Here is a 23,968-nt window from a genome sequence, read left to right as displayed (position 1 = left end):
GACCCCCCGTGGTCCGGTGAACATGCAGACTGTCATCGGCTGGCGGCCCCTTCTACGAGGTCGGCCGCGCGCGATTGCAGGTTGCGGTGCAGCATAGTGGGTGAAAATCCAGAGTTGCGCAAGGCCGCGCCGATCTGTTCGGCCATGAAGACGCTGCGATGGCGCCCGCCGGTGCAGCCGAAGGCGATATGAACATAGGCTTTACCCTGCGCCTGAAAGCGGGGGATAACCGAAAGCAGCAGGTCGCGAATCCGCGCAAATGCGTCCTCGAAGGCCGGATCCTGGCGGATAAAGGCGGCGATGGGGGCATCCTTGCCGGTCATCGGGCGCAGATCCTTGTCCCAATGCGGATTGTTGAGAAAACGCATGTCGAACACGAAATCGGCGACCGGCGGCATGCCGCGCGAAAAGCCGAAACTGCTGACCGAAATGGTCAATTCGGGGCCGGAGGCCGGGGCGAATTGCTCACGCATGGCCTGCTGCAACTGATTCGCGGCGAATTGCGTGGTGTTGATCACCAGATCGGCCCAGCGGCGCAGCGGCTCCATCAGCTCGCGCTCGGCGGCGATGCCGGAGGCGGCGGGCATGTCATTGGCCAGCGGATGGCGGCGGCGGGTCTCGTTGTAGCGGCGCTCCAGTTCGGCGCCGCCGCAGTCGAGATAGAGGGTGGTCAGCTCCAGATCGCCGCGCATGGTCAGGCGCTTGACCAGTTCGGTCACCGCATGGGGATTGAAACCGCGGGTGCGCGAATCGAAGCCGATGGCCAGTGGTCCGTGATGCTCGCCCAGATCGGAGCCATGCTCCGGGCTGTCGATCAGGCGTTCCAGCAGGCGGATGGGGAAATTGTCGATGGTTTCCCAGCCCAGATCCTCCAGCACGCGCAGGGCGGTGGTCTTGCCCGCGCCCAGCACGCCGGTCACCAGCAGGATGCGCTGGCGTTTGTCTCCCTCTGCGACGGATTCGGCAGGGGCCGGGGCTTGGGTGGCGGGGGATTCCTCGGACATATAAGTGCTTTTTGCGCTCAAAAGGGGCAAAAGGAAAGGGGCAAGCGCCGGATTTGGCCCTCAGGCGCTCAACCCGTGAACATCAAGCGCCATCGCGGCTCTTAGCGCTAAACTTGGCGTGTCGGGATAGAGTTCCACCAGCGGCAGATCGATGCCCAGAATCGCCTCGTTCGGGGCCTGTTCGATGTAGCGCGGGGCGTTGCGGGTCAGGCGGATCAGCAGCGCCACCGGCATGTCCTGCACCGCCGCCATCGGGACCAGCCCGACACCGCGAACCTCGATCAGCCCGCGTGTGGCGGGCGCCGGAGAAGCCAGCAGCACGCCGCCTTCCACCCGCAGCGAGACGCCATCATCGCCCACCAGTTGCGCCCCCCGGTCGATCAGGGCCAGGGCCAGGCTGGATTTGCCGCTGCCGCTGGCGCCATCGATCAGCACGGCGCGGCCCTTGATGGCCACGCAGGTCAATTGCCGGAGCAGACTCATGACGCGGCCTGCGCCGGATGCCATGAGGGCAGCTCGAACACCAAACGGGCTCCCCGGCCATCCAGCGGATCGCGGGCATGCAACTGCCCCTCATGCGCCACGATGATGGTGCGCGCGATGGCCAGCCCTAGGCCCGAATGGCTGCCGAAATCCTCGCCCGCCGGGCGCAGCGAGTGGAACCGTTCGAACACGCGTTCGCGTGCCGAGGGCGGAATGCCGGGCCCCTCGTCGGTCACCTCGCAGGAGATGTAGAGGCCATGATGGGCCAGCGTGATGGTGATGACCCCGCCCGGCGGCGAAAAAGACACCGCATTGTCGATCAGATTTTCGAAGACGCGCTCCAGCCGCGCCGCATCGCCCTCCACCACCGGGGGAGCACTGCCTTCGTGAAGCACCTGCACGCGGCAATCGCGGTTGACGCCGCGCCGCTCGCGCGCGCCGACCAGCGCGACCGCCAGCGCCAGCAGATCGACCAGCTCGAAGGTGGTGCGCGAGAGTTCGGCATCGATGCGGCTGGCATAGGCGATCTCGGTCACCAGCCGGTCGATGCGCTGCACGTCATGGGCGGCGATGGCGTGCAGCTGGCGGCGCAGATCGCCATCGCCCACCTTGTCCAGCGTATCGAGCGCGCTGCGCAGCGAGGCCAGCGGGTTCTTGATCTCATGGGCGACATCGGCGGCGAAGGCTTCCACCCCGTCGATGCGCTGGCGCAGGGCTTCGGTCATATCGGCGATGGCGCGGGCCAGCAGGCCGATTTCGTCGCCACGCTCTGGCAGACGGGGGACGATGACGGTGCGGTCACGCCCCAGCCGCACCCGCACCGCCGCGCGTACCAGAATCCGCAACGGCTGCACGATGGTGCGCGCCAGAAACAGCGAGAGGAACACGGTGGTGAGCAGCGCCGCCAGCACCACGATGGCCAGAGTCTGGCGGGCATCGCGCACGGCTTGCGTCACATCGGGGGCAGGGCGGGTGGTGAGCAGCACCGAGCCGCGGATGCCCACCGGCGTGGCGGCATTGATGATCGGCGTGCGGTCCGGCGCATAGCGTTCGCGCACGGTCGAGACGGTGCGCGAACGCGCCTCGGTCACCTCGGGCCAGAGGCTGGCGGCGTCGCGCGGATGGTCGGGCGGGGGCGGCTCGGCATAGAGCGGCACGGGCGGGGCGAACAGTGCCGCATCCATCATACGGTCCAGCGTGCGGGCGGCCTTCATCGTCCAGGGCTGGCTCTGCGGGTCGGCCACGGTGAAGGAGGGCGGCGCCAGCGCGAAACTGTCCTGCGCCAGATGGCCGTCGGGCGCATAGAGGCGCAGGCGCATCTGCTGGCGCGTGCCGATGGTGGCCAGCAGCTTCGCGCGTGAGGCGGGCGGGCTTTCGGCCAGCACGGAGGCGGCGATCTCGGCCTCGACGCGGGCGCGTTTGAAGCGCTCGCCCAGCATCTGGTTGCGGTAGGAATCGAGGAACAGCAGGCTGAAGGCCATCAGCGCCAGCACGATGACATTCACCGCCAGAATACGCGCCGTCAGCGACACGCCGCGGATCTTCATGCGCGATGACAGCGGCGCGATCACGCTGGCCCAGCGTTTGCGCTCCTGAGCTTTTTTCTTAGACATGGCGCCGATCAGCTTTCGGCAAAGGAATAGCCTGCGCCATACAGCGTCTCGATGGCGCTGAAGGTGGGATCGGCCTGACGGAATTTGCGGCGCAGGCGCTTGATGTGCGAATCGATGGTGCGATCGTCGACATAGATGTCGTCGCTGTAGGCCGCGTCCATCAGCTGGTTGCGGCTGCGGATCACGCCGGGGCGGCTCGCCAGCGCCTCAAGGATCATGAATTCGGTGACGGTGAGCGAGACGGGCACCTCGTTCCAGGTCACCTCATGGCGCGCCGGGTCCATGGCGAGGCGGCCGCGATGGATGATGTCCGGCGCGGGCTCCCCGCTGGGGGCGGGGGCGGCGCGGCGGGCGTCGAGGCGGCGCAGGATGGCGCGGATGCGGGCCACCAGCAGGCGCTGGCTGAAGGGCTTGGTGATGTAATCATCAGCGCCCATGGCCAGGCCCAGCGCCTCGTCGGGCTCCTCGTCCTTGCTGGTGAGGAAGATCACCGGCAGGGCGCTGGTCTCGCGCAGGCGCTGCAGCAGCTCCAGGCCATCCATGCGCGGCATCTTGATGTCCACCACCGCCAGATCGGGCGGATTGTCGAGCAGGGCCTTCAGGGCGCTGGTGCCGTCGGCATAGACGCGGGTGGCGAAGCCCTCGGCCTGAAGCCCGATCGAGACGCTGGCCAGAATGTTGCGATCGTCATCGACCAGCGCGATGGTGTGGCCTGCGGCTGCGGGGCTGGCAGCGGCATCCTCGGGGGGATCGAGCGGGATTGCAGTCATCGCGCGCAATCTAGCCAGCGGGCCGGGCGCTGTCCATCCGCGCCTGTCCGGCAGCGGCTTGTGTCGCAGGAATCGGGCGTTTGGGCGACTGGCGTGCGCCATGGCTGTCCCCTTGTTGAACAGGTGCGCCATTCCTGTTGAATTCTTCGCCGATCCGGTTACGCATTCGTATGTGGAGACCGGCGACTCGCTTTTTCCGCCCCGGACGAGCCGCGCTTTTTGATGGAGAAGCACTTGACCACCGCACCGCTTTCCTACTCGCTCGACCAACAGGGCATCGCCGCCAAGGGCCAGATCTTCGCCAATCTGGGCACCTCGCCGCTGATCGAACATGCCGTGCGCAATGGCGAGGGGCTGCTGGCCAAGGATGGCCCCTTCGTGGTCGCCACCGGCAAGCACACCGGTCGCAGCGCCAAGGACAAGTTCATCGTGCGCGACGAGACCACGGAAAACACCGTGTGGTGGGGCGATGTGAACCGGGGGATGACGCCTGCGCATTTCGCGGCGCTGAAGGAGGATTTCCTCAAGGCCGTGTCCGAAAAGGACAAGCTTTATGTGGCGGACCTGTTCGGCGGCAGCCAGCAAGAGCACCGCATCAATGTGCGCGTGATCAATGAGTTGGCCTGGCACAACCTGTTCATCCGCACCCTGCTGGTGCGCCCCACGGAGGCTGACCTGACCAGCTTCGCGCCCGAATACACCATTATCGATCTGCCCAGCTTCAAGGCCGATCCGGCCCGCCACGGCTGCCGCACGGAGACGGTGATCGCGGTCAATCTCACCGAAAAGCTGATCCTGATCGGCGGCACGGCCTATGCCGGCGAGATGAAGAAGTCGGTCTTCGGCCTGCTCAACTATCTGCTGCCCGCCGATGGCATCATGCCGATGCATTGTTCGGCCAACATCGGCCCGGATGGCGATACGGCGGTGTTCTTCGGCCTGTCCGGCACGGGCAAGACCACGCTTTCTGCCGACGCCAGCCGCACGCTGATCGGCGACGACGAGCATGGCTGGTCGGACACGGCGGTCTTCAACTTCGAGGGCGGCTGCTACGCCAAGATGATTCGCATCTCGCCCGAGGCCGAGCCGGAAATCTACGCCACCACCAAGCGTTTCGGCACGGTGCTGGAAAATGTGGTGATCGACCCGGTAACTCGTGAGCTGGATTTCGACGATAACAGTCTGGCGGAAAACAGCCGCGGCTCCTACCCGATCGACTTCATTCCGAACACATCGGAAAAGAACCTCGGCCCCGTGCCGCAGAATGTGATCTTCCTCACCGCCGACGCCTTTGGCGTGATGCCGCCCATCGCGCGCCTCACCCCCGAACAGGCGATGTATCACTTCCTCTCGGGCTACACCGCGCGCGTGGCGGGCACCGAAATCGGCGTGACCGAGCCCGAGGCAACCTTCTCCACCTGCTTTGGCGCGCCCTTCATGCCGCGCCACCCCTCGGTCTATGGCAATCTGCTGAAAGAGCGCATCGCCAAGGGGGGCGTGAAGTGCTGGCTGGTCAACACCGGCTGGTCGGGCGGCAAGGCCACGCAGGAGGGCATCAAGCGCATGCCGATCAAGGCCACCCGCGCGCTGCTCAACGCCGCGCTGGACGGCAGCCTGAACGATGCCACCTTCGTGAAGGATGCCAATTTCGGCTTCGAAGTGCCGCTGGCCGTGCCCGGCGTGGACAGCAAGCTGCTCGACCCGCGCGGCGCATGGGCCGATGCAGGCGAATATGACAAGACCGCCCACGCGCTGGTGCAGCTCTTTGTCGACAACTTCGCCCAGTTCGAGGAGCATGTGGACGAAAACGTGCGCGCTGCCGCCCCGGCAGTGGGCGCCGTGCCCGCCTGATCCCAGCCTTGGGAGAGAGGGAGCGGATCAAGCGCTCCCCACGGAAACACCGGTCTTCCGCCGCGCATGGAAGGCCGGTGTTTTCTTTTGTTAAGCGTCTTGCTTCTGCAACCGGGCTTTGAGACCCTTCCCGGGAAGCGCCACCGGGCGCATCTCTAGGAGCTTGCCATGAGCCTGTTTGATTCGCTGCTGGGCCAGTTGGGTTCGAATGTGGATGTGGGCGGCATCGCCCAGCGTTTTGGCATCGATCCCGCCACCGCGCAGACCGCCATCGCCGCACTGGGCCAAGCCCATCAGGAGCCGGGCGACACTGTGGACACCGCCGCCGCCAACACCGGCATCGATCCCAGCGTGCTGAGCGGCATTGCCGAGCATCTGGGTGGCGAAGGTGCCCTGGGGCAGATCGCCCAGCACCTCTCCGACAATCCGCAGATGCTGCAGAGCGTGATGGGCATGTTCGGCGGCCAGCAGGGCGAGGGGGCTCAGGGCGGGCTCGGCGGCTTGCTGGGCGCGGCTTCGGGGTTCTTTGGGGGTGGTTCCGCCGCCAAGGAGTAAGGTTTTTAAGGAAGATAAGCGCGAGGGGGTTACCCCCTCGCGCTCCCATGACGTCTTCCGACGCACGGGCGGTGGCGCCGAAATGGAGTGCCTCGGCTCTCCACCTGCGCGGCCTATGGCGCCGCAGGCAGTGTCTTTATGGATGCGCTGCGTGCGCGTTTTAAAGCCTGCGGCGCAGCAACGTTGCCCTTTGGCTGAACCCGATGCGCAACGCAGACAAGTAAAGGGAGCGCGAGGGCGATGGCCCTCGCATTCACCTTCTTAATCCCTTAACGGATCGGGCAATCCGGCGACAAACGCATGTCGAGATAATTGTCCACCGCCCGCATCATATCGTCGAGTTCGTTCTCGAAGAAGTGGTTGGCGCGGGGCACTTCATCGTGATGGATGGTGATGTGCTTCTGGGTGCGCAGCTTGTCGACCAGCTTCTGCACGGCGCCGGGCGTCACCACCGTATCGGCGGTGCCCTGCACGATGATGCCGCTGGCGGGGCAGGGCGCCAGGAAGCTGAAGTCATACATGTTGGCGGGCGGAGCCACGGAGATGAAGCCACGGATTTCCGGGCGGCGCATCAGCAATTGCATGCCGATCAGCGCGCCGAAGGAATAGCCAGCGATCCAGGTCGTGGAAGCCTCGGGGTGGATCGACTGCACCCAGTCGAGCGCGGCGGCGGCATCGGAAAGCTCACCGATGCCATTGTCGAAGCTGCCCTGCGAGCGGCCCACGCCGCGGAAGTTGAAGCGCAGCGTGGCGAAGCCGCGGGCTACGAAGGTCTTGTAGAGGGCCTGCGTCACGCGGTCGTTCATGGTGCCCCCGGCCTGCGGGTGGGGGTGGAGGATCATGGCGACGGGCGCGCGGGGGCGGGTGCCGGGCTGGAAACGGCCTTCGAGGCGGCCTTCTGGGCCGGGAAAGATCACTGCGGGCATCGGTTCATCCTGCGAAGGGGCAGTTCTCTCTTGTCGGCGCTGCTAAAAAAGCGGCGCGCGGCCCAAGGGGGGACTGTGAATGGAAGCGATGGGCTATATAGGAAGCAAGGTTCCAAAAGCAATCTTTTCGCGCTTTTCCAGATAAAGCAGGTTCATGGCTACACATCTCTATCTCGATCATGCGGCCACCACGCCTTTGTTGCCGGTGGCGCGCGCTGCCATGGAGGAGGGATTTGCGCTTTGGGCCAATCCGTCGAGCCCGCATCGCAGCGGGCGCGCGGCACGGGCCGCGCTGGAGGATGCGCGCGCGCGGGTGAGGGTGGCGCTGGGCTGGCAGGGTGAGGTGATCTTCACCAGCGGCGCCAGCGAGGCTCTGGCCATCGCGATGCAGCGCTGCGTGCAGCCTTTGGCGGCGATCTCTCCGGTGGAGCATGAGGCGGCGCTGCGCCATGCGGGCGCTGCGCCGATGCTGGCGGTGGATGCGCTGGGGCGCGTGTCGCCGCAGGATTGCGCGCTGCCGGGGCTGGTCTGCGTGCAGCAGGTCAACAATGAGACCGGCGTGATCCAGCCTCTGGACGAGATCGCCCAAGCTGTGCGCGGCGCGGGGGGCTTGCTGCTGGCTGATTGCGCGCAGGGGGCGGGGAAGATTGCTTTGCCCGATGCCGATCTGGTGGTGCTGAGCGCCCATAAATTCGGTGGCCCGGTGGGGATCGGCGCGCTGCTGTTGCGCGACTGGGGCCTGATCCAGCCAAGCGGCGGGCAGGAGCGCGGCTATCGCCCCGGCACGGAAAACCTGCCCGGCGCTCTGGCCATGGCGGCGGCTCTGGAGGCTGGCGCGGGCTGGATGGCGGAAGCTGCCCGCCTGCGTGCCCATCTGGAAAGCGCGATCACGGCGGCGGGCGGCGAGGTGGTGGCGCAAGATGCCCCGCGCATCGCCACCATCGGCGCCTATCGCATGAAGGGCAAAGCCGCCGCCGCGCAACTGATCCGCTTCGACGGGCTGGGCATGGCGATTTCGGCGGGCTCGGCCTGTTCCTCGGGCTCGCTGCGGGCCAGCCATGTGCTGACGGCCATGGGCTATCCCCACACCAGCGAAGTGATCCGTGTCAGCATCGGCCGCGAAACCACGCAAGCCGAAATCGACCGGTTTGCGCAGGCCTGGGCGCAGGTGGCGGGATGATCTACCTCGACTATCAGGCCACCACCCCGCTGGCTCCGCAAGCACGCGAGGCGATGCTCCATTGGCTGGGCGGGCCGGAGACCATGGGTTTCGCCAATCCGCATAGTCCGCATCGCCCCGGTCGCGGGGCGGCGGCGGCGGTGGCGATGGCGCGCGATCAGGTGGCGGGTCTGTTTCCGCCGGGCGGCAAGGTGATCTTCACCAGCGGCGCGACCGAGGCGATCAATCTGGCCATCAAGGGCGTGGCGCTTCACGGTCGTAGCATCGCCCATTCCGCCATCGAGCATAGCGCCGTGCTGGATACGGTGGCCGCGCTGCGTGCCAGAAACAATGGGGTTCATGTACTGCCCGTCGGCACTGACGGGCTGGTGGCAGGCGATGTGGCGCTGCCTGAAGACCTTGGCCTGCTGGCGGTGATGCAGGTGAACAATGAGATCGGCACGGTGCAGCCTGTCGATGCTCTGGCGCAACGTGCCCGTGGCATGGGCGCGCTGATGCTGGTCGATGGCGTCCAAGGCGCGGGCAAGATGCCGCCGCCTCTGCAGGCCGATATGATCGCGGTCTCGGCGCACAAGATCTATGGCCCCAAGGGCATCGGCGCGCTGTGGGTCCGCGATGGGCTGGACCTTTCCCCGCTGCTCCACGGCGGCGGGCAGGAGGGTGGTTTGCGCTCCGGCACGCTCAGCCCGGCGCTTTGCGCGGGGTTCGGGGCTGCGGCAGCGCTGTGTCAAACCTCGTGGGAAAGCGATGGACAACATGTGGATAGCCTGTGGAAAACTGCTCGCGCTATCCTCCACCGCTGGACGCTCAACGGCGATGAAACCCATCGCTGGCATGGCAATCTCAACCTGCGGCTCGATGGCCTCGATGTCGCCCGGCTGATGAGCGACCTGCGCGACATCGCCTTTTCCGCCGGATCGGCCTGTGCCAGCGGCTCGGGGCGGCCCAGCCATGTGCTGGCGGCCATAGGTCTAACGCCCTCTCAGGCAAAAAATTCTATCCGCATCGGTTTCGGGCGCTATACGGACCAAGGAGAGTTTGCCGAGGCCTTGCAAAGAATCGACGCCGCTGCCCAAGCGCAGGGCGTGTGAAATCGGGGAGCTGTCGCGGCGTGGCTAACAAGTTTGTACAGGTTGAATTTCTGACCACCGAAGGTGGTCGCATCAAGGCGCAGGGCTCGGCGGGCATCAGCCTGCTCGAAGTGGCTCAGGGCGCCGGCATGCCGTTGGAAGGCACCTGCGAGGGGCAGATGGCCTGCTCCACCTGCCATGTCGTGGTGGCGCCGGATTGGTTCGCCAAATTGCCGCCCGCCAGCGCGGATGAGGAAGACATGCTCGATCTGGCCGCTGCCGTCACCGCCACCAGCCGCCTCTCCTGCCAGATCCGCCTGACCGAAGAGCTCGATGGCCTGCTGGTGCGAATTCCGGGGGAAAGCCGGGATATGCAGCGCCGCTAAACACTTGGCGGGGCAGGCCCCGGCCTGCTACAGCCACAGGCGATGAGCGATATTGACCTGAACGAGCCCGATCCTTTCGACGCCATCGTGGATGCGCCTTTCGACAGCGCTCTGTCGGAGCGTTATCTGGTCTATGCGCTCTCCACGATCACGGCGCGCTCGCTGCCCGATCTGCGCGACGGGTTGAAGCCGGTCCACCGCCGCCTGCTCTGGGCGATGCGTCAGCTGAAGCTGGACCCCTCGCAGGCCTTCAAGAAATCCGCCCGCGTGGTGGGTGACGTGATCGGCAAATACCATCCGCATGGCGATGCTTCAGTCTATGACGCGATGGTACGCCTGGCTCAGGATTTCGCGCTGCGCTATCCGCTGGTGGAAGGGCAGGGCAATTTCGGCAACATCGATGGCGATAATGCCGCCGCCTATCGCTACACCGAAGCCCGCCTGACCAAAACCGCGATCCAGCTGATGGCGGGGCTGGAAGAGGGCACGGTCAACTACCACCCCACCTACAATGGTGAGGATGAGGAGCCGGAGATCTTCCCCGGCCTCTTCCCCAATCTGCTGGCCAATGGCGCCACCGGCATCGCCGTGGGCATGGCCACCTCCATCCCCAGCCATAACGTGGCCGAGATTATCGACGCCACGCTGCTGCTGATCGAGGACCCGCACACCGAACACGCGCAGCTGATGGAGGTGTTCCACGGCCCCGATTTCCCCACCGGCGGCATTGTGGTCGACAGCCCGGCGGCGATCTCCCACGCCTATGAGACCGGAAAGGGCGCGATCCGCGTTCGCGCCCGCTTCTCGACGGGCCGCGAGGAGAATGGCGAATGGGAAGCCACCGGCATCGAGAAGCTGGGCAGCGGCCAGTGGCAACTGGTCATCTCCGAGATCCCCTATATGGTGCAGAAGGGCAAGCTGATCGAGCAGCTTGCCGCGCTGATCGCCGACAAGAAGCTGCCGATCCTTGAAGATGTGCGCGACGAAAGCGACACGCAGATCCGCATCGTGCTGGTGCCCAAGAGCCGTAACATCGAGCCCGATCTGCTCAAGGAAAGCGTCTACAAGCTGACCGAGCTTGAGAGCCGTTTTTCGCTCAACCTCAACGTGCTGGATGCCCAGCGCACCCCCGGCGTGCTGGGGCTGCGCCCGCTGTTGCTGCAATGGGTCGTCAGCCAGATCGACATCCTGCAGCGCCGCAGCCAGCACCGCCTCGACAAGATCGCGGCACGGTTGGAACTGGTCGAAGGCTATATCATTGCCTATCTCAACCTCGACCGCGTGATCGAGATCATCCGCACCGAGGATGAGCCCAAGCCCCTGATGATGGCCGAGTTCAACCTCACCGACCGGCAGGTGGAAGCCATCCTCAACATGCGCCTGCGCTCTCTGCGCAAGCTTGAGGAAATGGAACTGCGCGGCGAGCGAGACGATCTGCTCAAAGAGCAGGACGAGCTGCAGAAGCTGCTGGAAAGCCCGGCCCGCCAGCGCACGCGCCTGAAACGCGACCTCGCCACGCTGCGCAAGGATTACGCCGAGACCACGCTGCTCGGTCGCCGCCGCACCACCATCGCCGAGGCCGCGCCGACCCGCGAATTCAGCATGGACGCCATGATCGAGAAGGAGCCGGTCACGGTGATCCTCTCGGCGCGCGGCTGGATCAGGGGCGCCAAGGGCCACGAACCGCTCGACCGCGAGTTCAAGTTCAAGGAAGGTGACGGCCCGGCCTTCGCCTTCCACGCCCAGACCACCGACAAGCTGCTGATCGCCTGCGACAATGGCCGCTTCTACACGCTGGGCGCCGACAAGCTGCCCGGCGCGCGCGGCTTTGGCGAACCTGTCCGCTCCATGCTCGACATTGACGGCGACACCCATATCATCGCCATCTTCCCCTTCCGCGCGAAATCACAGCTTCTGCTGGCCGGTTCGAGCGGACGCGGTTTCGCCGCCGAGGCCGACGATCTGCTGGCCGAAACCCGCAAGGGCCGCGCCGTGATGACCACCAAGGCGGATGTGAAGCTGATGGTGGTGCGCGAGATCCCCGAGGATCACGATCACGTCGCGGTGATCGGTGACAACCGCAAGCTGGTGCTCTTCAGCCTGACGGAAATGCCGCTGATGGCCAAGGGGCAGGGTGTGACCTTGCAGCGCTACCGCGATGGCGGCCTGTCCGACATCACCACCCTGAAGCTGGAAGACGGCCTGACATGGCGCATGGGCGGCGAGAGCGGGCGCATGCGGACCGAGAAGGATATGCGTCTGTGGAAGGTCGCGCGCGGGGCTGGCGGGCGGATGCCGCCTCAGGGATTTCCTCGGGATAACAAGTTTTAAGCTTGGGGTTTTAAGAAGGTTTAGAAGGAAGATGCGAGGGGGTTACCCCCTCGCGCTCCCATGCCGTCTTCCGACGATATGGCAGTGGCGCCCGAACGTGGCGCGGAAACTCTCCACCTGCGTCACTTAAGGCGCCGCAGGCAGTCACCTTTTCCTGCCTGCGGCGCGGCGACGTGGCTCTTTGGCTGAACCCGATGCGCAACGTGGACATTAAAGAGAGCGCGAGGGTGATGACCCTCGCATCTTACTTTTCTTCGTCTTTGGACCCGACCGGATGATGCGGCACCAGCACCATCACATTGTCCTTCACCTGCCAGCGCGCCAGCCGTGACATAAAGTTCATCCCCAGCACATTCGTCCCGCCCATGCCGGGTGCCACCACCACCTCAAGGTTGCGCGCGATCACGCTGCCCACGCGCAATTCTTCCACCGAGGCGACGTCGGCCTGGGTGGAGCCATTGGCGGTCTGCATCATCACCTTCTGGCCGAAGGGGCTGGGGGTGATCTGGGCTTTCTCGGCGCTGTCGGGGGAGAGGGTGGTGATGGTGGCGCCGGTGTCGATCAGGAAGCGCATGGGCACGCCGTTGACGCGGGCGGAAAGCCAGAAGTGGCCGTCGGGCGAGAGCGGTACGCGGGTTTCGCCGCCCGAGACGGTCTGCTTGGGTGCTTCGGTCAGGCCGGGGCCTTCGAGGCCGGTGCTGATATGAGTGAAGCGCAGCACGGCCATGGCAATGGTGGCCATCACCGCCAGATTGCCGAGCAGGCGCAGCAGCCCGCCGGCCATGGGCAGGCCGCGCCGCACCCAGCCGCCCAGCACCACCAGCGCAATGCCGATCAGCGCGAGCTGCGCGAGGGGCTCGGCCATGACGGCGGCGGCGATCTGGTGCCAGAGGTCGATCAGCGCCTCTTTCAGCGTGGCGCTGGCATCTCCGGCGAGGCTGTCCTCGGGCAGGGTCTTCATTGCAGGGCGGCCAGTTCGGCCTCCAGCAGGGCCTCGATGCGGGTGGCGTCGGGGAAGCCTTCATCGACCCACGCCGTCTGGACGTTGTGCAGCACGCGGGCGACTTGCGGTCCCGCAGCCACGCCGCGCGCCACGATCTGCCCGCCTTTGAGCGGGAAGGTGGGGGGCGTGAAATCGTCCAGGCCCCTGGCGTCGCGCCCGGCCAGCAGCAAGGCGTCGATCGCTTCGGGCACGCCCAGCCGGTAGGCCAGCGCCCGCGGCGGGGCGGTTTCGCCGGGGCGGCTGGCAGCGCTCATCAGGCGCTTTTTCTGCACGCCGGAAAGGCGGAAGCGACCGGCGATCTGCCCGGCCAAAGTCGGATCAGCGGGGATCAGCGCGGCCAGATGGCGGATGGCGAGGGGCGCGATGCCCTGCGCCTGCTCCTGCTCCACCAGAGCGGCCAGCGCGGGCACATCGGCCTCGGGCAGGATTTCGGCCAGCACGCCCAGTGCCTGCATTCGCGCCACGGTGGGGGCAGGATCGGGCAGGGCGAGCAGGTTCATCGTCTCCATGCCGATGCGCTCGCGCGAGAGGCCTTTGAGCGTCGCGGCCAGATCGGCGCAGGCTTTTTCGGCCTCGGCATCGGGCTCCCCGGCGCCGAAGCGGGCGCGGAAGCGGAAGTAGCGCAGGATGCGCAGGTGATCCTCGCGGATGCGCTGATGCGCCTCGCCGATAAAGCGGACGCGGCGGGCCTCCAGATCGGCCAAGCCGCCGAAATAGTCGAAGATTTCCAGCGTTCCGGGATCGGCATAGAGGGCGTTGATCGTGAAATCGCGCCGCGCCGCATCCTCGCGCCAGTCCTGAGCGAAGGCCACGGTCGCCCGGCGCCCGTCGGTGGACACATCGTGGCGCAGCGTGGTCACTTCCACCGGGCCGCCCGCCAGCACCACCGTCACCGTGCCATGCTCGATGCCGGTGGGCACGGTTTTCAAACCCGCTTCCTTGCAGGCAGCGACCACATCCTCGGGGCGCATCGGGGTGGCTGCGTCGATATCCTTCACATCCGCACCCAGCAGCGTGTCGCGCACCGCGCCGCCGACCCAGCGGATGTTGCCATGGCCCAGCGCACGTACCAGAGCGGCCAGATCCTCGCGCGCCGTCCATGCGGCTTTGGGGAGCGTGGCGCTCACAGCTGCGTCCAGTCGATGCGCAGCGTCAGATTGGCCAGGATCGCCCCCGTCACGCCCCAGATGCGGCGGCCCTGCCAGTCGATCTCGATGACGCGATGCTTGCGTCCCTTCCATTCGACCTCACGCGCGCCATGCCGCGCCGGATCAAGCACATAGGCGGCGGGCGCGGCGAACCAGTCGGCCACTTCGGTGGGGTTGGGGGTGAAGGTCAGGCCGGTCGGGATCGTGGCCAGCACGGGCGTGATCTCATAGCCCGAAGCCGTGCGGATCACATCGAGCTCCCCGATCACCCGCACATCAGCCGGCGAGAGGCCGACCTCTTCCTCCGCCTCGCGCAGAGCGGCGGTGACGGCATCCTCGCCCTCCTCGCAGCGGCCGCCGGGCAGGGCGATCTGCCCGGGATGAGCGCGCATCGTCGTGGGGCGGTGGGTGAGCAGGATTTCCGGCTCACCGGCATCGCTCACCGCGATCAGCACGGCGGCGGGCTTGAGCGGCACATCGTCCTCGATGCGCGGATCGCTCCACAAGCCGGAAACGGCGCGGGCCATGCCGGCGCGGTAAAGCGCCGACAGTCTATCGTGAAGGGAAGCGGTCTCGGTCATGCGTGGCCCCATATGGCCATGTCATGGCGGCTTGACCAGAGGCCTCTCGCCTTACAACCAGGGGCCTAGCATGCCAGCCACCGGCAGCACCGCCGGATTGTTGGCGCGCGCCAGCAGGCGATGCTTCTCGAACGGCCCGGGCAGATCCCAGCCGCCGGTCTGGGCATTGGTAAAGCCCCAGAAACGCCCGTAATAATCCGGGTCGCCGATCATCACCTGAGGCAGCGGCGCTTCCGGAGACAGCGCCCCCAAGGCCGCCGTCATCAGCGCCTTGCCGTAACCCTCGCCCTGATGGGCGGGCAGCACGGCCACCGGGCCGACCATCACCAGCGGATGGCGGCGGCCCTCGGGATCGGTCAGCGCCACCGGCCAGCACTGGATCGTGCCGACGAGATGCTCGTCCTCATCCATCGCGGCGAAGGAGAGGGCGGGAAGCCAGTCCATGCCCTCTCGCACCTTATAGGCCGTGCGCTGGTGTCGGCCCGGCTCGAAAGCCGTGTCCAGAAGGGTTTCAACCAGCGCGGGGTCAACCGCATCAAGCGGGATCAGGGTGGGGTTCAATGCCATGGCCGCGCGCGGATAGGGCAGGGGTGGGGTGTGCGCAATGGATTTCTGGAAAGGGGGGAGGAAGGAAAGGTGCGAGGGGGTTACCCCCTCGCGCTCCCGGACCGTCTTCCGACGAGAGGGCAATGGCGCCGAAGCGGTGCGCCACGGCTCTCCACCTGCTGAACCCATGGCGCGACGCAGACATTCATGGGAGCGCGAGGGGATAATCCCCTCGCATCGTCTCTTCCTTTCTTCCCAAAACCCCTTCACAGCCTGACCCTATGAAAAAAGGCTGGATCATCGGCGTAGACGAAGCGGGGCGCGGCCCCTTGGCAGGCCCTGTGGTTGCAGGCGCAGTAGCGCTGCCCATGCCCATCGCAGGCCTGGCGGATTCCAAGAAGCTGAGCGCCAAGCGCCGGGCTTTGCTGGAGGCGCAGATCATCGAGCAGGCCCATTGGGCCACCGGCGTGTGCGATGTGGAGGAGATCGACCGCCTCAACATCTTCGGCGCGACCATGCTGGCCATGACCAGGGCCGTGGCCGATCTGGCGGCGCGGCTGGATGGGCCGATCGCCACCGTGCTGATCGACGGCAACAAGACGCCCGAGGGCCGGGTGGAGGCATGGCGCTGGCCCGCGCGCGCCATCGTGGGCGGCGATGCCACAGAGCCCTGCATCAGCGCGGCCAGCATCATCGCCAAGGAGCATCGCGACCGCATGATGCGCGCCCTGCATGAGGCGCATCCGCATTACGGCTGGGCGCGCAATGCGGGCTACGGCACGGCGGAGCATCTGGCGGGCATGCGGGAGCATGGCGTGACGGAGCATCACCGGCGCAGTTTCGCTCCGGTGGCGCAACTTTGCCTGCTTTAGGTGTAACTTGTCGCAAAAAATTTTAGTGCCGGGCGGCGGCGGGTGACCACAAGATGTTGAGTCCTGCCGGAATCGTGGACTCAACACCTTGATCCGGACTCTTTTCGTTCCGCCGGACTCGACTCTGCGACTCGCTGGATTCCGGCGAGTCGTGCTTGACGTGGGACTCTGGATGACTCAGTTAGGGACATCTTTTCCACGGATTTCAGGCAAAACACACATGGTTCAGCTTCTGGTGAAAGAGCGCGTCGCGGAAGCTCCGCTCGTTCGCACCCGTCCCGCCCCGAAGACGTCTGGACTCAAGGTGTCCGCGCGGGCTCGCAAGCTGCCTGTGCCGCAGGTGCCGCGTGAGGCGCTGCCGCTCTCCACGATCATCCCGGGCGACTGCATCGAGGCGATGCGCAGCCTGCCCAGCGCCAGCGTGGACATGGTCTTCGCCGATCCGCCGTACAACCTGCAGCTGGGCGGCGATCTTTCGCGCCCGGATGGCAGCCATGTCGATGCCGTGACCGATGAATGGGACAAGTTCGACAGCTTCGCCACCTACGACAAATTCACCCGTGAGTGGCTGACCGAGGCGCGCCGCGTGCTCAAGCCGACCGGCTCGCTGTGGGTGATCGGCAGCTATCACAACATCTTCCGCGTCGGCGCGATCCTGCAGGATCTGGGCTTCTGGATTCTGAACGACATCGTGTGGCGCAAGGCCAACCCCATGCCCAACTTCAAGGGCACGCGCTTCACCAACGCCCATGAGACGCTGATCTGGGCCTCCATGGGCGAAAAGAGCCGCTACACCTTCAACTACCGCACCATGAAGACGCTGAATGACGAGCTTCAGATGCGCAGTGACTGGGTGCTGCCGATCTGCTCGGGCGGCGAGCGGCTGAAGAAGGGCGGGTCGAAGGTCCACCCCACGCAGAAGCCGGAAAGCCTGCTTTATCGCGTGATGCTGGCCACCACCAACAAGGGCGATGTGGTGCTGGACCCCTTCTTCGGCACCGGCACCACCGGCGCGGTGGCCAAGCGCCTCGGCCGCGAATGGATCGGCTGCGAGCGTGAGGGCGATTACCGCGAGGCCGCGCTGGAGCGCATCGAGATGGCGCTGCCGCTCGACGAGGCCGCGCTGACCACCATGCAGAGCCCCAAGGCCGCGCCCAAGGTGGCCTTCGGCACGCTGGTGGAAACCGGCTGGATCAAGCCGGGCGCCCAGCTGTCGGCCAAGAAGGACACGCTGCGCGCCACGGTGCGCGCCGATGGCTCGCTGGCCTCGGGCGATGTGACGGGCTCGATCCATGGCGTGGGCGCCAAGCTGCAGGGCGCGCCCAGCTGCAACGGCTGGACCTTCTGGAACATCGAGCATGAGGGGCAGATCAAGCCGCTCGACGCCATCCGTCAGCTTTACCTGCTCTCCACCGAGCCGTGAGCTTGCAGGTCTATATCCGCCCCGCCGCGCTGGCCGAGAGCCCGCAGGCGGAAGGCGGAGCGGTGCGGCTGGCGGGCGGTATGGCCTGGGCCAGCCGTTTTGCCGTGATCGTGAGGGATGGCGCGCGGGTGATCGCGCGCGAGGTGGTTGGCGATGTGCCCGCCGCGCTGGCGGCTCTGCCCGCCGACGTCCGCGCGGATGGCGCGGGGCAATGGGATGCCCTGCGTAGCCCGCGTGCGCCGCTGACGCTGCCCCTGAAGGATGGCGGCAACCGCGTGATCCGCATGGATGGCCCGCAGATCATGGGCATCCTCAACATGACGCCCGACAGCTTCTCCGATGCGGGCCAGTTCCTCGACAGGCCCGAGGTGGCGCAGGCCCATGCCGCCGCCATGCTGGAAGCGGGCGCGGCGATCATCGATGTGGGCGGCGAAAGCACCCGCCCCAACGCCCCCGCCGTGTGGGAAGGCGATGAGCTGAAGCGCGTGATCCCCGCCGTCGAGCATCTGGCGGCGATGGGCGCGGCGATCAGCCTCGACACGCGTCGTCTGGTGGTGATGGAGGCCGGGCTGGGCGCGGGTGCGCAGATCGTCAACGATGTGTCCGCCCTGCGCCACGATCCGCGCGCGCTGGGCTTTGTGGCCCGCAGCGGCGCACCCATCTGCCTGATGCATGCGCCGGGCGACGATGCCGATCTGCACAGCAACGCCACCTATGCCGATGTGGTGCTGGACGTCTTCGACTGGCTGCGCGAACACCGCGACAGGGCCATGGCGGCGGGCATTCCGGCGGAGAAGATCCTGCTCGATCCCGGCATTGGCTTCGGCAAGACGCTGGCGGAAAACCTCGCGCTGATGAATGCCCTGCCGCTGTATCATGCCCTGGGCTGCCCGCTGCTGGTGGGGGCCAGCCGCAAGCGGATGATCGGGGCGCTGTCTGCCGAGGCTCCGGCGCATAAGCGGCTGGGGGGCAGCGTGGCTCTGGCCTTGAAGATGATGGAGGCGGGCGTGCAGATCATCCGCGTCCATGACGTGCCCGAGACCGTGCAGGCGATGCATGTCTGGCGCGGGATGCGCGATGCGGCGCTGACGGATTTCTCGCAGATCGTGGATTGAAGATTTTAGGGGAGGAAAGCAGGGGGCGGCTATTTAAGTGCCGATTTCTCGAGAGAAATCGGTTGGCGCCCCCTGCACCCCCGGAACGTCTCCCGGCGAAAGCTCGGTGGCTCCCGGTCGGTGCGTCCGGCCTCTCCAACTGCACAATCATGCGCCGCAGGCAGGCAATTTTCAAAGCTGCGGCGCAGCGACCTCGCTCCAAGGCTGAGCCCCTGGCGCAACGTAGACAGTCATGGGAGCGCGAGGGTGTAACACCCTCGCATTTTCCTTTTCTTCAAAACTCTTAAGCGACGTTATCGATCCCCAGATCGCTCAGCTTGCGATACAGGGTCGAACGCCCGATCCCCAGACGGCGGGCCACCTCGGTCATGCGTCCGCGATAATGCCCGATGGCCAGACGGATCACATCGGCCTCGATGTCTTCCAGCGGGCGCAGATTGCCGTCGGCGGTGAACAGCATCACGCCCGCGCTTTCGTGGGCGACGCCGTTCACATGCACCGGCTCGGCGGTGATCATGCTGGAGAGCTGGGGGAAATCGTCAGCCGTCAACGCATCGCCATCGCAGAAGACGGCGGCGCGGAACAGCACGGCCTGCAGCTGGCGCACATTGCCGGGCCAGTCATAGGCGGAGAGCAGCGACAGCGCGCCTTCCGTGATGCCAAGGCTGCGCAGGCCGGGTTGCTCGCCGATGCGGGCGAGGAAATGGCGGGCAAGGGCGGGAATATCGCCGGTGCGCTCGCGCAGGCTGGGCAGATAGAGCGTGGTGCCGCCGATCAGGGCCTGCAGATCGGGCAGGAAATCGCCCTGGGCCACCAGTTCCTTCAGCGGGAAGTTGCTGGCGGCGATCAGGCGCACGTCGACGCGGAAAGAGTGGCGCGCGCCGATGGGGCGGCAGTCGCTGCGCGTCAGGGCTTCGGCGAGGCGCTCCTGCACGGGCAGGGGCAGGCGGTCGATCTCGTCGATGACCAGCGTGGCGCCGTCGCATTGTTGCAGGGCGCCCACTTGCCGGTCGAAGGCGCCGGGGAAGGCGCCCTTCTCGTGGCCGAAGAGGATCGATTCGATGGAATTGCCCGGCGTGGTGCCCGCGTTGACGATGCGCAGCGGCAGCTTGGAGCGCATCGACGCCGCGTGAATGGCGTGGACCAGCATTTCCTTGCCGGTGCCGCTTTCGCCCTCGATCAGCACGGGGCCGTGGTTGCGGGCCGCTTTCGCGGCAATCGCCAGCGCGGTGCGGAAGGCGGGGGACGCGCCGATCATCGCCTCGAAGGTGGCGGGGCCGTGCATCTTTTCGGTGAGCGGCTGCAGTTCGTCACGCGGGGCCTCACGCGTGGTGGCGGTGCGCAGGGCCTGCATCATGCGGTCGGGCGCGACAGGCTTGATGAGGTAATCGGTGGCCCCGGCGCGCATGGCTTCCACGGCGAGCAGGGGCGAGGCGCTGGTGGTCAGCATCAGGATCGGCAGGGCGGGGCGGCGGTTGCGCAGTTCCGCGATCAGGCTGCAGGCGTCCTCGCCGGGCACCCACTGGTCGAGGATGATGGCGCCCAGCTGCATGCCCTGGCGCGTGCCCAGCATGGCGATGGCGGTTTCGGCGTCGTTCACCACGATGGTGCGCCATCCCTCGCGCGCGGCCAGAGCGGTGATGAGGCGGCTCTGCGCGGGCTCATCGTCGATCAGCATCAGCAGGCGGGGTTCGGTCTCGGACATGCTTGCGTGCAACCTGTGGCGCCACCCAGGATGGGCGGCCATGCGCAACGCCTACAGTCAAAGGTGTAAAGTTACGCTTAAACCACCGGCAAGGAGCTGTAAGGACGGGTACAAAGAGACTGTAAAGGCGGGCACAAGTTGGTGGTTGTGATGCGCGCGCGGGATGATAGGATCGCGGCCAAGAACAACAGACGGGACAGGATTTCATGACACAGGCCCATGATCCTTCAGCGCATAGCCATGGCGGTCAGGATGTGACCGCAGCGCGCCAGACCTATGATGGTTTCATCAGTCTGGTGAAGATCTCCACGCCGATCATTCTTCTGCTGGCGGCTTTTGTCGTCTTTTTGCTGACACGCTGATCGTGGCAGGGGGGCTGATGATCGCCGTTCCGCGTGAGAGCGCGGAGGGAGAAACGCGCGTGGCCGCCACGCCCGAGACGGTGAAGAAATTCATCGCTCTGGGCGCGCAGGTCGCGGTGGAGTCTGGCGCGGGGCTGAGCGCCTCGATAGCGGACGCCGATTATGCCGCCGTGGGCGCAAGGGTGGGCGATGCCGCCAGCGTGCTGGCGGGAGCGCAGATCGTGCTGGGCGTGCAGGGGCCTGATCCCACGCATCTGACAGGCGTGGCGCCGGGGGCGTGGGTCGTGGCCGGGCTCGATCCTTTCGGACAGCGTGCGCGCATCGATGCCTATGCCGCCGCCGGGCTTGAGGCGCTGGCCATGGAATTCATGCCGCGCATCACGCGGGCGCAGTCGATGGACATTCTCTCCAGCCAGTCGAACCTTGCCGGGTACAAGGCGGTGGTCGATGCGGCGGGGGTCTATGGCCGCGCCTTCCCGATGATGATGACGGCGGCGGGCACGATCAGCGCGGCCAAGGCCTTTGTGATGGGCGTGGGTGTGGCGGGCTTGCAGGCCATCGCCACGGCGCGGCGTTTGGGGGCTCAGGTGTCGGCGACCGATGTGCGCTCGGCCACGAAAGAGCAGATCCAGTCGCTGGGCGCGAAACCCATCTTCGTGGAAAGCGTCGCGGGGATCGAGGGCGAGGGCAGCGGCGGCTATGCCACCGAAATGAGCGAGGACTACCAGAAGGCCCAGGCCGAGCTGGTGTCCGGCCATATCGCCAAGCAGGATATCGTGATCACCACGGCGCTGATCCCGGGTCGCGCGGCGCCGCGCCTCATTTCCGACGCGCAGATCGCGAGCATGAAGCCGGGCAGCGTGATCTTCGATCTGGCGGTTTCGCAGGGCGGCAATGTGGAAGGCTCCGTGGCGGACCGGATTGTCGAGCGGCATGGCGTGAAGATCATGGGCTGGACGAACACGGCGGCGCGGCTGCCGGCGGATGCCTCGGCGTTGTTTTCGCGCAACCTCTACAACTTCCTCTCGGCCTTCTGGGACAAGGAGAAGGGCGCTCCGGTGCTGGACGAGGAAATCGGCGGAGCGATCCGCCTGACGCAGGGCGGCGCGGTGGTGCATCCCCGCCTGCTGGCCTGAGGGGGGCTGACATGGATTTTATCTCGATTCTGTCGATTTTCGTGATGGCCTGCTTTGTGGGCTATTACGTGGTGTGGTCGGTGACGCCCGCGCTGCATACGCCGCTGATGGCGGTGACCAATGCGATCTCCAGCGTGATCGTGGTGGGCGCGCTGATCGCGGCGGCGGCCAGCGGGATTGGCGCCGGGGCGGGCGTGTCGAAATGGCTGGGGCTGGGGGCGGTGGTGCTGGCCAGCATCAACATCTTCGGCGGCTTTGCGGTCACCGCGCGCATGCTGGCGATGTACAAGAAGAAGGAGCGCCAGACCCCCGCTGCTTCCGCGAAGCGGGAGGAGCGGGCATGAACGCGATGGAACACGTCACGACTCCTCCTTGGGCCATGCTGGCCTATCTGATTTCGGGTGTGCTGTTTATTCTGGCGCTGCGGGGGCTGTCGTCGCCAAGCACCAGTCGAGCGGGTAACCGTTACGGCATGATCGGCATGACGATTGCCGTGTTGACCACACTGGTCACGCATTTCCCTATAACAGGAATTTCTTATGAAGGCCCTTCGACCGCAATAGAACATGGTTTTCAAGCGGTTCCTGATTTCGGAGCCTTTGGGCTGATCCTTGCGGCGATTGCGCTTGGCGGCGGGATCGGCTGGGTCACCGCGCGCAAGATCGCCATGACGGATATGCCGCAACTGGTGGCGGCCTTCCACTCGTTGGTGGGCCTGGCGGCGGTGCTGGTGGGCTGGGCGGCCTATCTTAATCCGCAGGCCTTCGGCATTGTCGAGGTGGTGAATGATGTGACCACCGCTCTGGCGCAGACCGGGCCGGAGGGCACGGCGTTGCCCATGCAGATCCACCCGCAAAGCCTGATCGAAATGTCGCTCGGCATCGCCATCGGTGCGATCACCTTCAGCGGCTCGGTCATCGCCTTCCTCAAGCTGGCGGGCAAGATGAGCGGCGCGCCGATCATGCTGCCCGCGCGCCATGCCATCAACATCGTGCTGCTGCTGGCCATTGCCTTCTTTATCTTCGGCTTCTTCATGTCGCAGTCGATGGTGGATATCGCGCTGATCACCGCGCTCAGCTTCATCATTGGCTTCCTGCTCATCATCCCCATCGGCGGGGCGGATATGCCGGTGGTGGTCTCGATGCTGAACAGCTATTCCGGCTGGGCCGCCGCCGCCATGGGCTTCACCCTGCACAACACGGCGATGATCATCACCGGGGCGCTGGTCGGCTCCTCGGGCGCGATCCTCTCCTACATCATGTGCAAGGCGATGAACCGCAGCTTTGTCAGCGTGATCGCGGGCGGCTTTGGCGCGGCGGCGGAATCCGGAGGCGGCGCGGCCAAGGAACAGCGCCCATGGAAGCGCGGCAGCGCCGAGGACGCCGCTTTCCTGCTGAAAGAGGCCGAGAATGTCATCATCATCCCCGGCTATGGCATGGCGGTGGCGCAGGCCCAGCATGTGCTGCGCGAAATGGCCGACACGCTCAAGAAAGAGGGCGTGAATGTCAAATATGCCATCCATCCCGTCGCGGGGCGCATGCCCGGCCATATGAACGTGCTGCTGGCCGAGGCGAACGTGCCCTACGATGAGGTCTTCGAGCTGGAGGACATCAATGGCGAGTTCGCTCAGGCCGATGTCGCCTTCATCATCGGCGCCAACGATGTGGTGAACCCCGCGGCCAAGACCGACAAGTCCAGCCCGATCTACGGCATGCCCGTCTTCGACGTGGACAAGGCCAAGACCGTGATGTTCATCAAGCGCTCGATGAGCGGGGTGGGCTATTCAGGTGTTGATAATGACGTCTTTTATATGGACCAGACCATGATGCTGCTGGCAGACGCCAAAAAGATGGTGGAGGAGATCGTCAAATCCCTCCAGCACTGAAGCCCGCATCGGGCCGCTTGAAG

Annotated in this window: 23 protein-coding genes; 13 read left to right on the top strand and 10 right to left on the bottom strand. The window is 66.0% G+C overall.

All coding sequences use genetic code 11. The features are described from left to right. Positions 1–32 precede the first annotated feature (32 nt). Genes rapZ through SR3_RS02265 form a run of 4 tightly spaced genes read right to left on the bottom strand, consistent with a single transcriptional unit; the run spans position 33 to position 3,870 of the window. Positions 33–1,004, bottom strand: a complete 972-nt coding sequence (gene rapZ / locus SR3_RS02280) for an RNase adapter RapZ (protein WP_068080229.1) — start codon at positions 1,002–1,004, stop codon at positions 33–35. 60 nt (positions 1,005–1,064) lie between these two features. Then, the gene (locus SR3_RS02275) at positions 1,065–1,487 is read right to left on the bottom strand and encodes an HPr kinase/phosphorylase (RefSeq protein WP_068080228.1); all 423 of its coding nucleotides are present in this window, start codon (positions 1,485–1,487) and stop codon (positions 1,065–1,067) included. Next, positions 1,484–3,100 carry an ATP-binding protein gene (locus tag SR3_RS02270; protein WP_068080227.1) on the bottom strand — a complete coding sequence of 539 codons (1,617 nt, stop codon included), beginning with the start codon at positions 3,098–3,100 and terminating at the stop codon, positions 1,484–1,486. The genes SR3_RS02275 and SR3_RS02270 overlap by 4 nt, the downstream gene beginning before the upstream one ends. 8 nt (positions 3,101–3,108) lie before the next feature. Beyond that, positions 3,109–3,870 (bottom strand): response regulator transcription factor, encoded by a 762-nt coding sequence (locus tag SR3_RS02265; protein WP_084454849.1) that lies wholly within the window; start codon positions 3,868–3,870, stop codon positions 3,109–3,111. A 234-nt stretch (positions 3,871–4,104) separates the two neighbouring features. Here SR3_RS02265 and SR3_RS02260 point away from each other — a divergent pair, with 234 nt between their 5' ends. After that, positions 4,105–5,721: a phosphoenolpyruvate carboxykinase gene (locus SR3_RS02260; RefSeq protein ID WP_281198700.1), complete on the top strand. Its 1,617-nt coding sequence runs from the start codon at positions 4,105–4,107 to the stop codon at positions 5,719–5,721. A gap of 168 nt (positions 5,722–5,889) precedes the next feature. Further along, a complete protein-coding gene (locus SR3_RS02255; RefSeq protein ID WP_068080225.1) occupies positions 5,890–6,276 on the top strand; it encodes a hypothetical protein in 387 nt (128 codons plus the stop codon). Between the two features lie 269 nt (positions 6,277–6,545). On the opposite strand, the gene SR3_RS02250 is transcribed toward SR3_RS02255, so the two are convergent. Beyond that, a complete protein-coding gene (locus SR3_RS02250; RefSeq protein ID WP_068080223.1) occupies positions 6,546–7,202 on the bottom strand; it encodes an alpha/beta hydrolase in 657 nt (218 codons plus the stop codon). A 154-nt stretch (positions 7,203–7,356) separates the two neighbouring features. Between SR3_RS02250 and SR3_RS02245 the strand changes: the two genes are divergently transcribed. From SR3_RS02245 to parC, 4 genes are read left to right on the top strand one after another with little or no spacing between them, the layout of a single operon-like run. Further along, positions 7,357–8,382 carry a cysteine desulfurase family protein gene (locus tag SR3_RS02245; RefSeq protein WP_068080221.1) on the top strand — a complete coding sequence of 342 codons (1,026 nt, stop codon included), beginning with the start codon at positions 7,357–7,359 and terminating at the stop codon, positions 8,380–8,382. Further along, a complete protein-coding gene (locus SR3_RS02240) occupies positions 8,379–9,473 on the top strand; it encodes a cysteine desulfurase family protein (protein ID WP_068080219.1) in 1,095 nt (364 codons plus the stop codon). The genes SR3_RS02245 and SR3_RS02240 overlap by 4 nt, the downstream gene beginning before the upstream one ends. 20 nt (positions 9,474–9,493) lie before the next feature. Then, on the top strand, positions 9,494–9,838 hold the full coding sequence (locus tag SR3_RS02235; protein ID WP_245653732.1) for a 2Fe-2S iron-sulfur cluster-binding protein: 345 nt from the start codon (positions 9,494–9,496) through the stop codon (positions 9,836–9,838). 42 nt (positions 9,839–9,880) lie between these two features. Beyond that, positions 9,881–12,169 carry a DNA topoisomerase IV subunit A gene (gene parC / locus SR3_RS02230; protein WP_068080217.1) on the top strand — a complete coding sequence of 763 codons (2,289 nt, stop codon included), beginning with the start codon at positions 9,881–9,883 and terminating at the stop codon, positions 12,167–12,169. 244 nt (positions 12,170–12,413) lie between these two features. Here parC and SR3_RS02225 read toward each other — a convergent pair whose 3' ends face one another. From SR3_RS02225 to SR3_RS02210, 4 genes are read right to left on the bottom strand one after another with little or no spacing between them, the layout of a single operon-like run. Next, entirely contained in the window at positions 12,414–13,130 is a 717-nt protein-coding gene (locus tag SR3_RS02225; protein WP_245653730.1) for a retropepsin-like aspartic protease family protein, read from the bottom strand. Next, positions 13,127–14,299, bottom strand: coding sequence for a CCA tRNA nucleotidyltransferase (locus SR3_RS02220; RefSeq protein WP_068080215.1), 1,173 nt, complete (start codon positions 14,297–14,299; stop codon positions 13,127–13,129). The genes SR3_RS02225 and SR3_RS02220 overlap by 4 nt, the downstream gene beginning before the upstream one ends. Next, positions 14,296–14,901, bottom strand: coding sequence for a CoA pyrophosphatase (locus SR3_RS02215; protein ID WP_068080213.1), 606 nt, complete (start codon positions 14,899–14,901; stop codon positions 14,296–14,298). The genes SR3_RS02220 and SR3_RS02215 overlap by 4 nt, the downstream gene beginning before the upstream one ends. A gap of 51 nt (positions 14,902–14,952) precedes the next feature. Further along, positions 14,953–15,468, bottom strand: coding sequence for a GNAT family N-acetyltransferase (locus tag SR3_RS02210; RefSeq protein ID WP_068080210.1), 516 nt, complete (start codon positions 15,466–15,468; stop codon positions 14,953–14,955). Between the two features lie 260 nt (positions 15,469–15,728). Here SR3_RS02210 and SR3_RS02205 point away from each other — a divergent pair, with 260 nt between their 5' ends. From SR3_RS02205 to folP, 3 genes are all read left to right on the top strand, one after another. Continuing rightward, positions 15,729–16,319, top strand: coding sequence for a ribonuclease HII (locus SR3_RS02205; RefSeq protein ID WP_068080207.1), 591 nt, complete (start codon positions 15,729–15,731; stop codon positions 16,317–16,319). 220 nt (positions 16,320–16,539) lie between these two features. Beyond that, on the top strand, positions 16,540–17,742 hold the full coding sequence (locus SR3_RS02200) for a site-specific DNA-methyltransferase (protein ID WP_084454848.1): 1,203 nt from the start codon (positions 16,540–16,542) through the stop codon (positions 17,740–17,742). Beyond that, entirely contained in the window at positions 17,739–18,857 is a 1,119-nt protein-coding gene (folP, locus tag SR3_RS02195) for a dihydropteroate synthase (RefSeq protein WP_068080205.1), read from the top strand. The genes SR3_RS02200 and folP overlap by 4 nt, the downstream gene beginning before the upstream one ends. Positions 18,858–19,140: 283 nt before the next feature. Here folP and SR3_RS02190 read toward each other — a convergent pair whose 3' ends face one another. Then, positions 19,141–20,562, bottom strand: coding sequence for a sigma-54-dependent transcriptional regulator (locus tag SR3_RS02190; RefSeq protein WP_068080203.1), 1,422 nt, complete (start codon positions 20,560–20,562; stop codon positions 19,141–19,143). 206 nt (positions 20,563–20,768) lie between these two features. On the opposite strand from SR3_RS02190, the gene SR3_RS30395 reads away from it, so the two are divergent. From SR3_RS30395 to SR3_RS02175, 4 genes are read left to right on the top strand one after another with little or no spacing between them, the layout of a single operon-like run. After that, positions 20,769–20,924 carry an aa3-type cytochrome c oxidase subunit IV gene (locus SR3_RS30395; RefSeq protein ID WP_084454847.1) on the top strand — a complete coding sequence of 52 codons (156 nt, stop codon included), beginning with the start codon at positions 20,769–20,771 and terminating at the stop codon, positions 20,922–20,924. A 14-nt stretch (positions 20,925–20,938) separates the two neighbouring features. Further along, positions 20,939–22,060 (top strand): NAD(P) transhydrogenase subunit alpha, encoded by a 1,122-nt coding sequence (locus tag SR3_RS02185; RefSeq protein ID WP_068080334.1) that lies wholly within the window; start codon positions 20,939–20,941, stop codon positions 22,058–22,060. Positions 22,061–22,071: 11 nt separating this feature from the next. After that, positions 22,072–22,404 (top strand): NAD(P) transhydrogenase subunit alpha, encoded by a 333-nt coding sequence (locus tag SR3_RS02180; RefSeq protein ID WP_068080201.1) that lies wholly within the window; start codon positions 22,072–22,074, stop codon positions 22,402–22,404. A gap of 5 nt (positions 22,405–22,409) precedes the next feature. Further along, positions 22,410–23,945 carry an NAD(P)(+) transhydrogenase (Re/Si-specific) subunit beta gene (locus SR3_RS02175; RefSeq protein ID WP_068080199.1) on the top strand — a complete coding sequence of 512 codons (1,536 nt, stop codon included), beginning with the start codon at positions 22,410–22,412 and terminating at the stop codon, positions 23,943–23,945. The last annotated feature ends 23 nt before the right edge of the window (positions 23,946–23,968 follow it).

This window comes from Novosphingobium rosa NBRC 15208, assembly GCF_001598555.1.
GTDB classification, from domain to species: domain Bacteria; phylum Pseudomonadota; class Alphaproteobacteria; order Sphingomonadales; family Sphingomonadaceae; genus Novosphingobium; species Novosphingobium rosa.
This window is presented reverse-complemented; position numbering and strand designations above follow the sequence as displayed.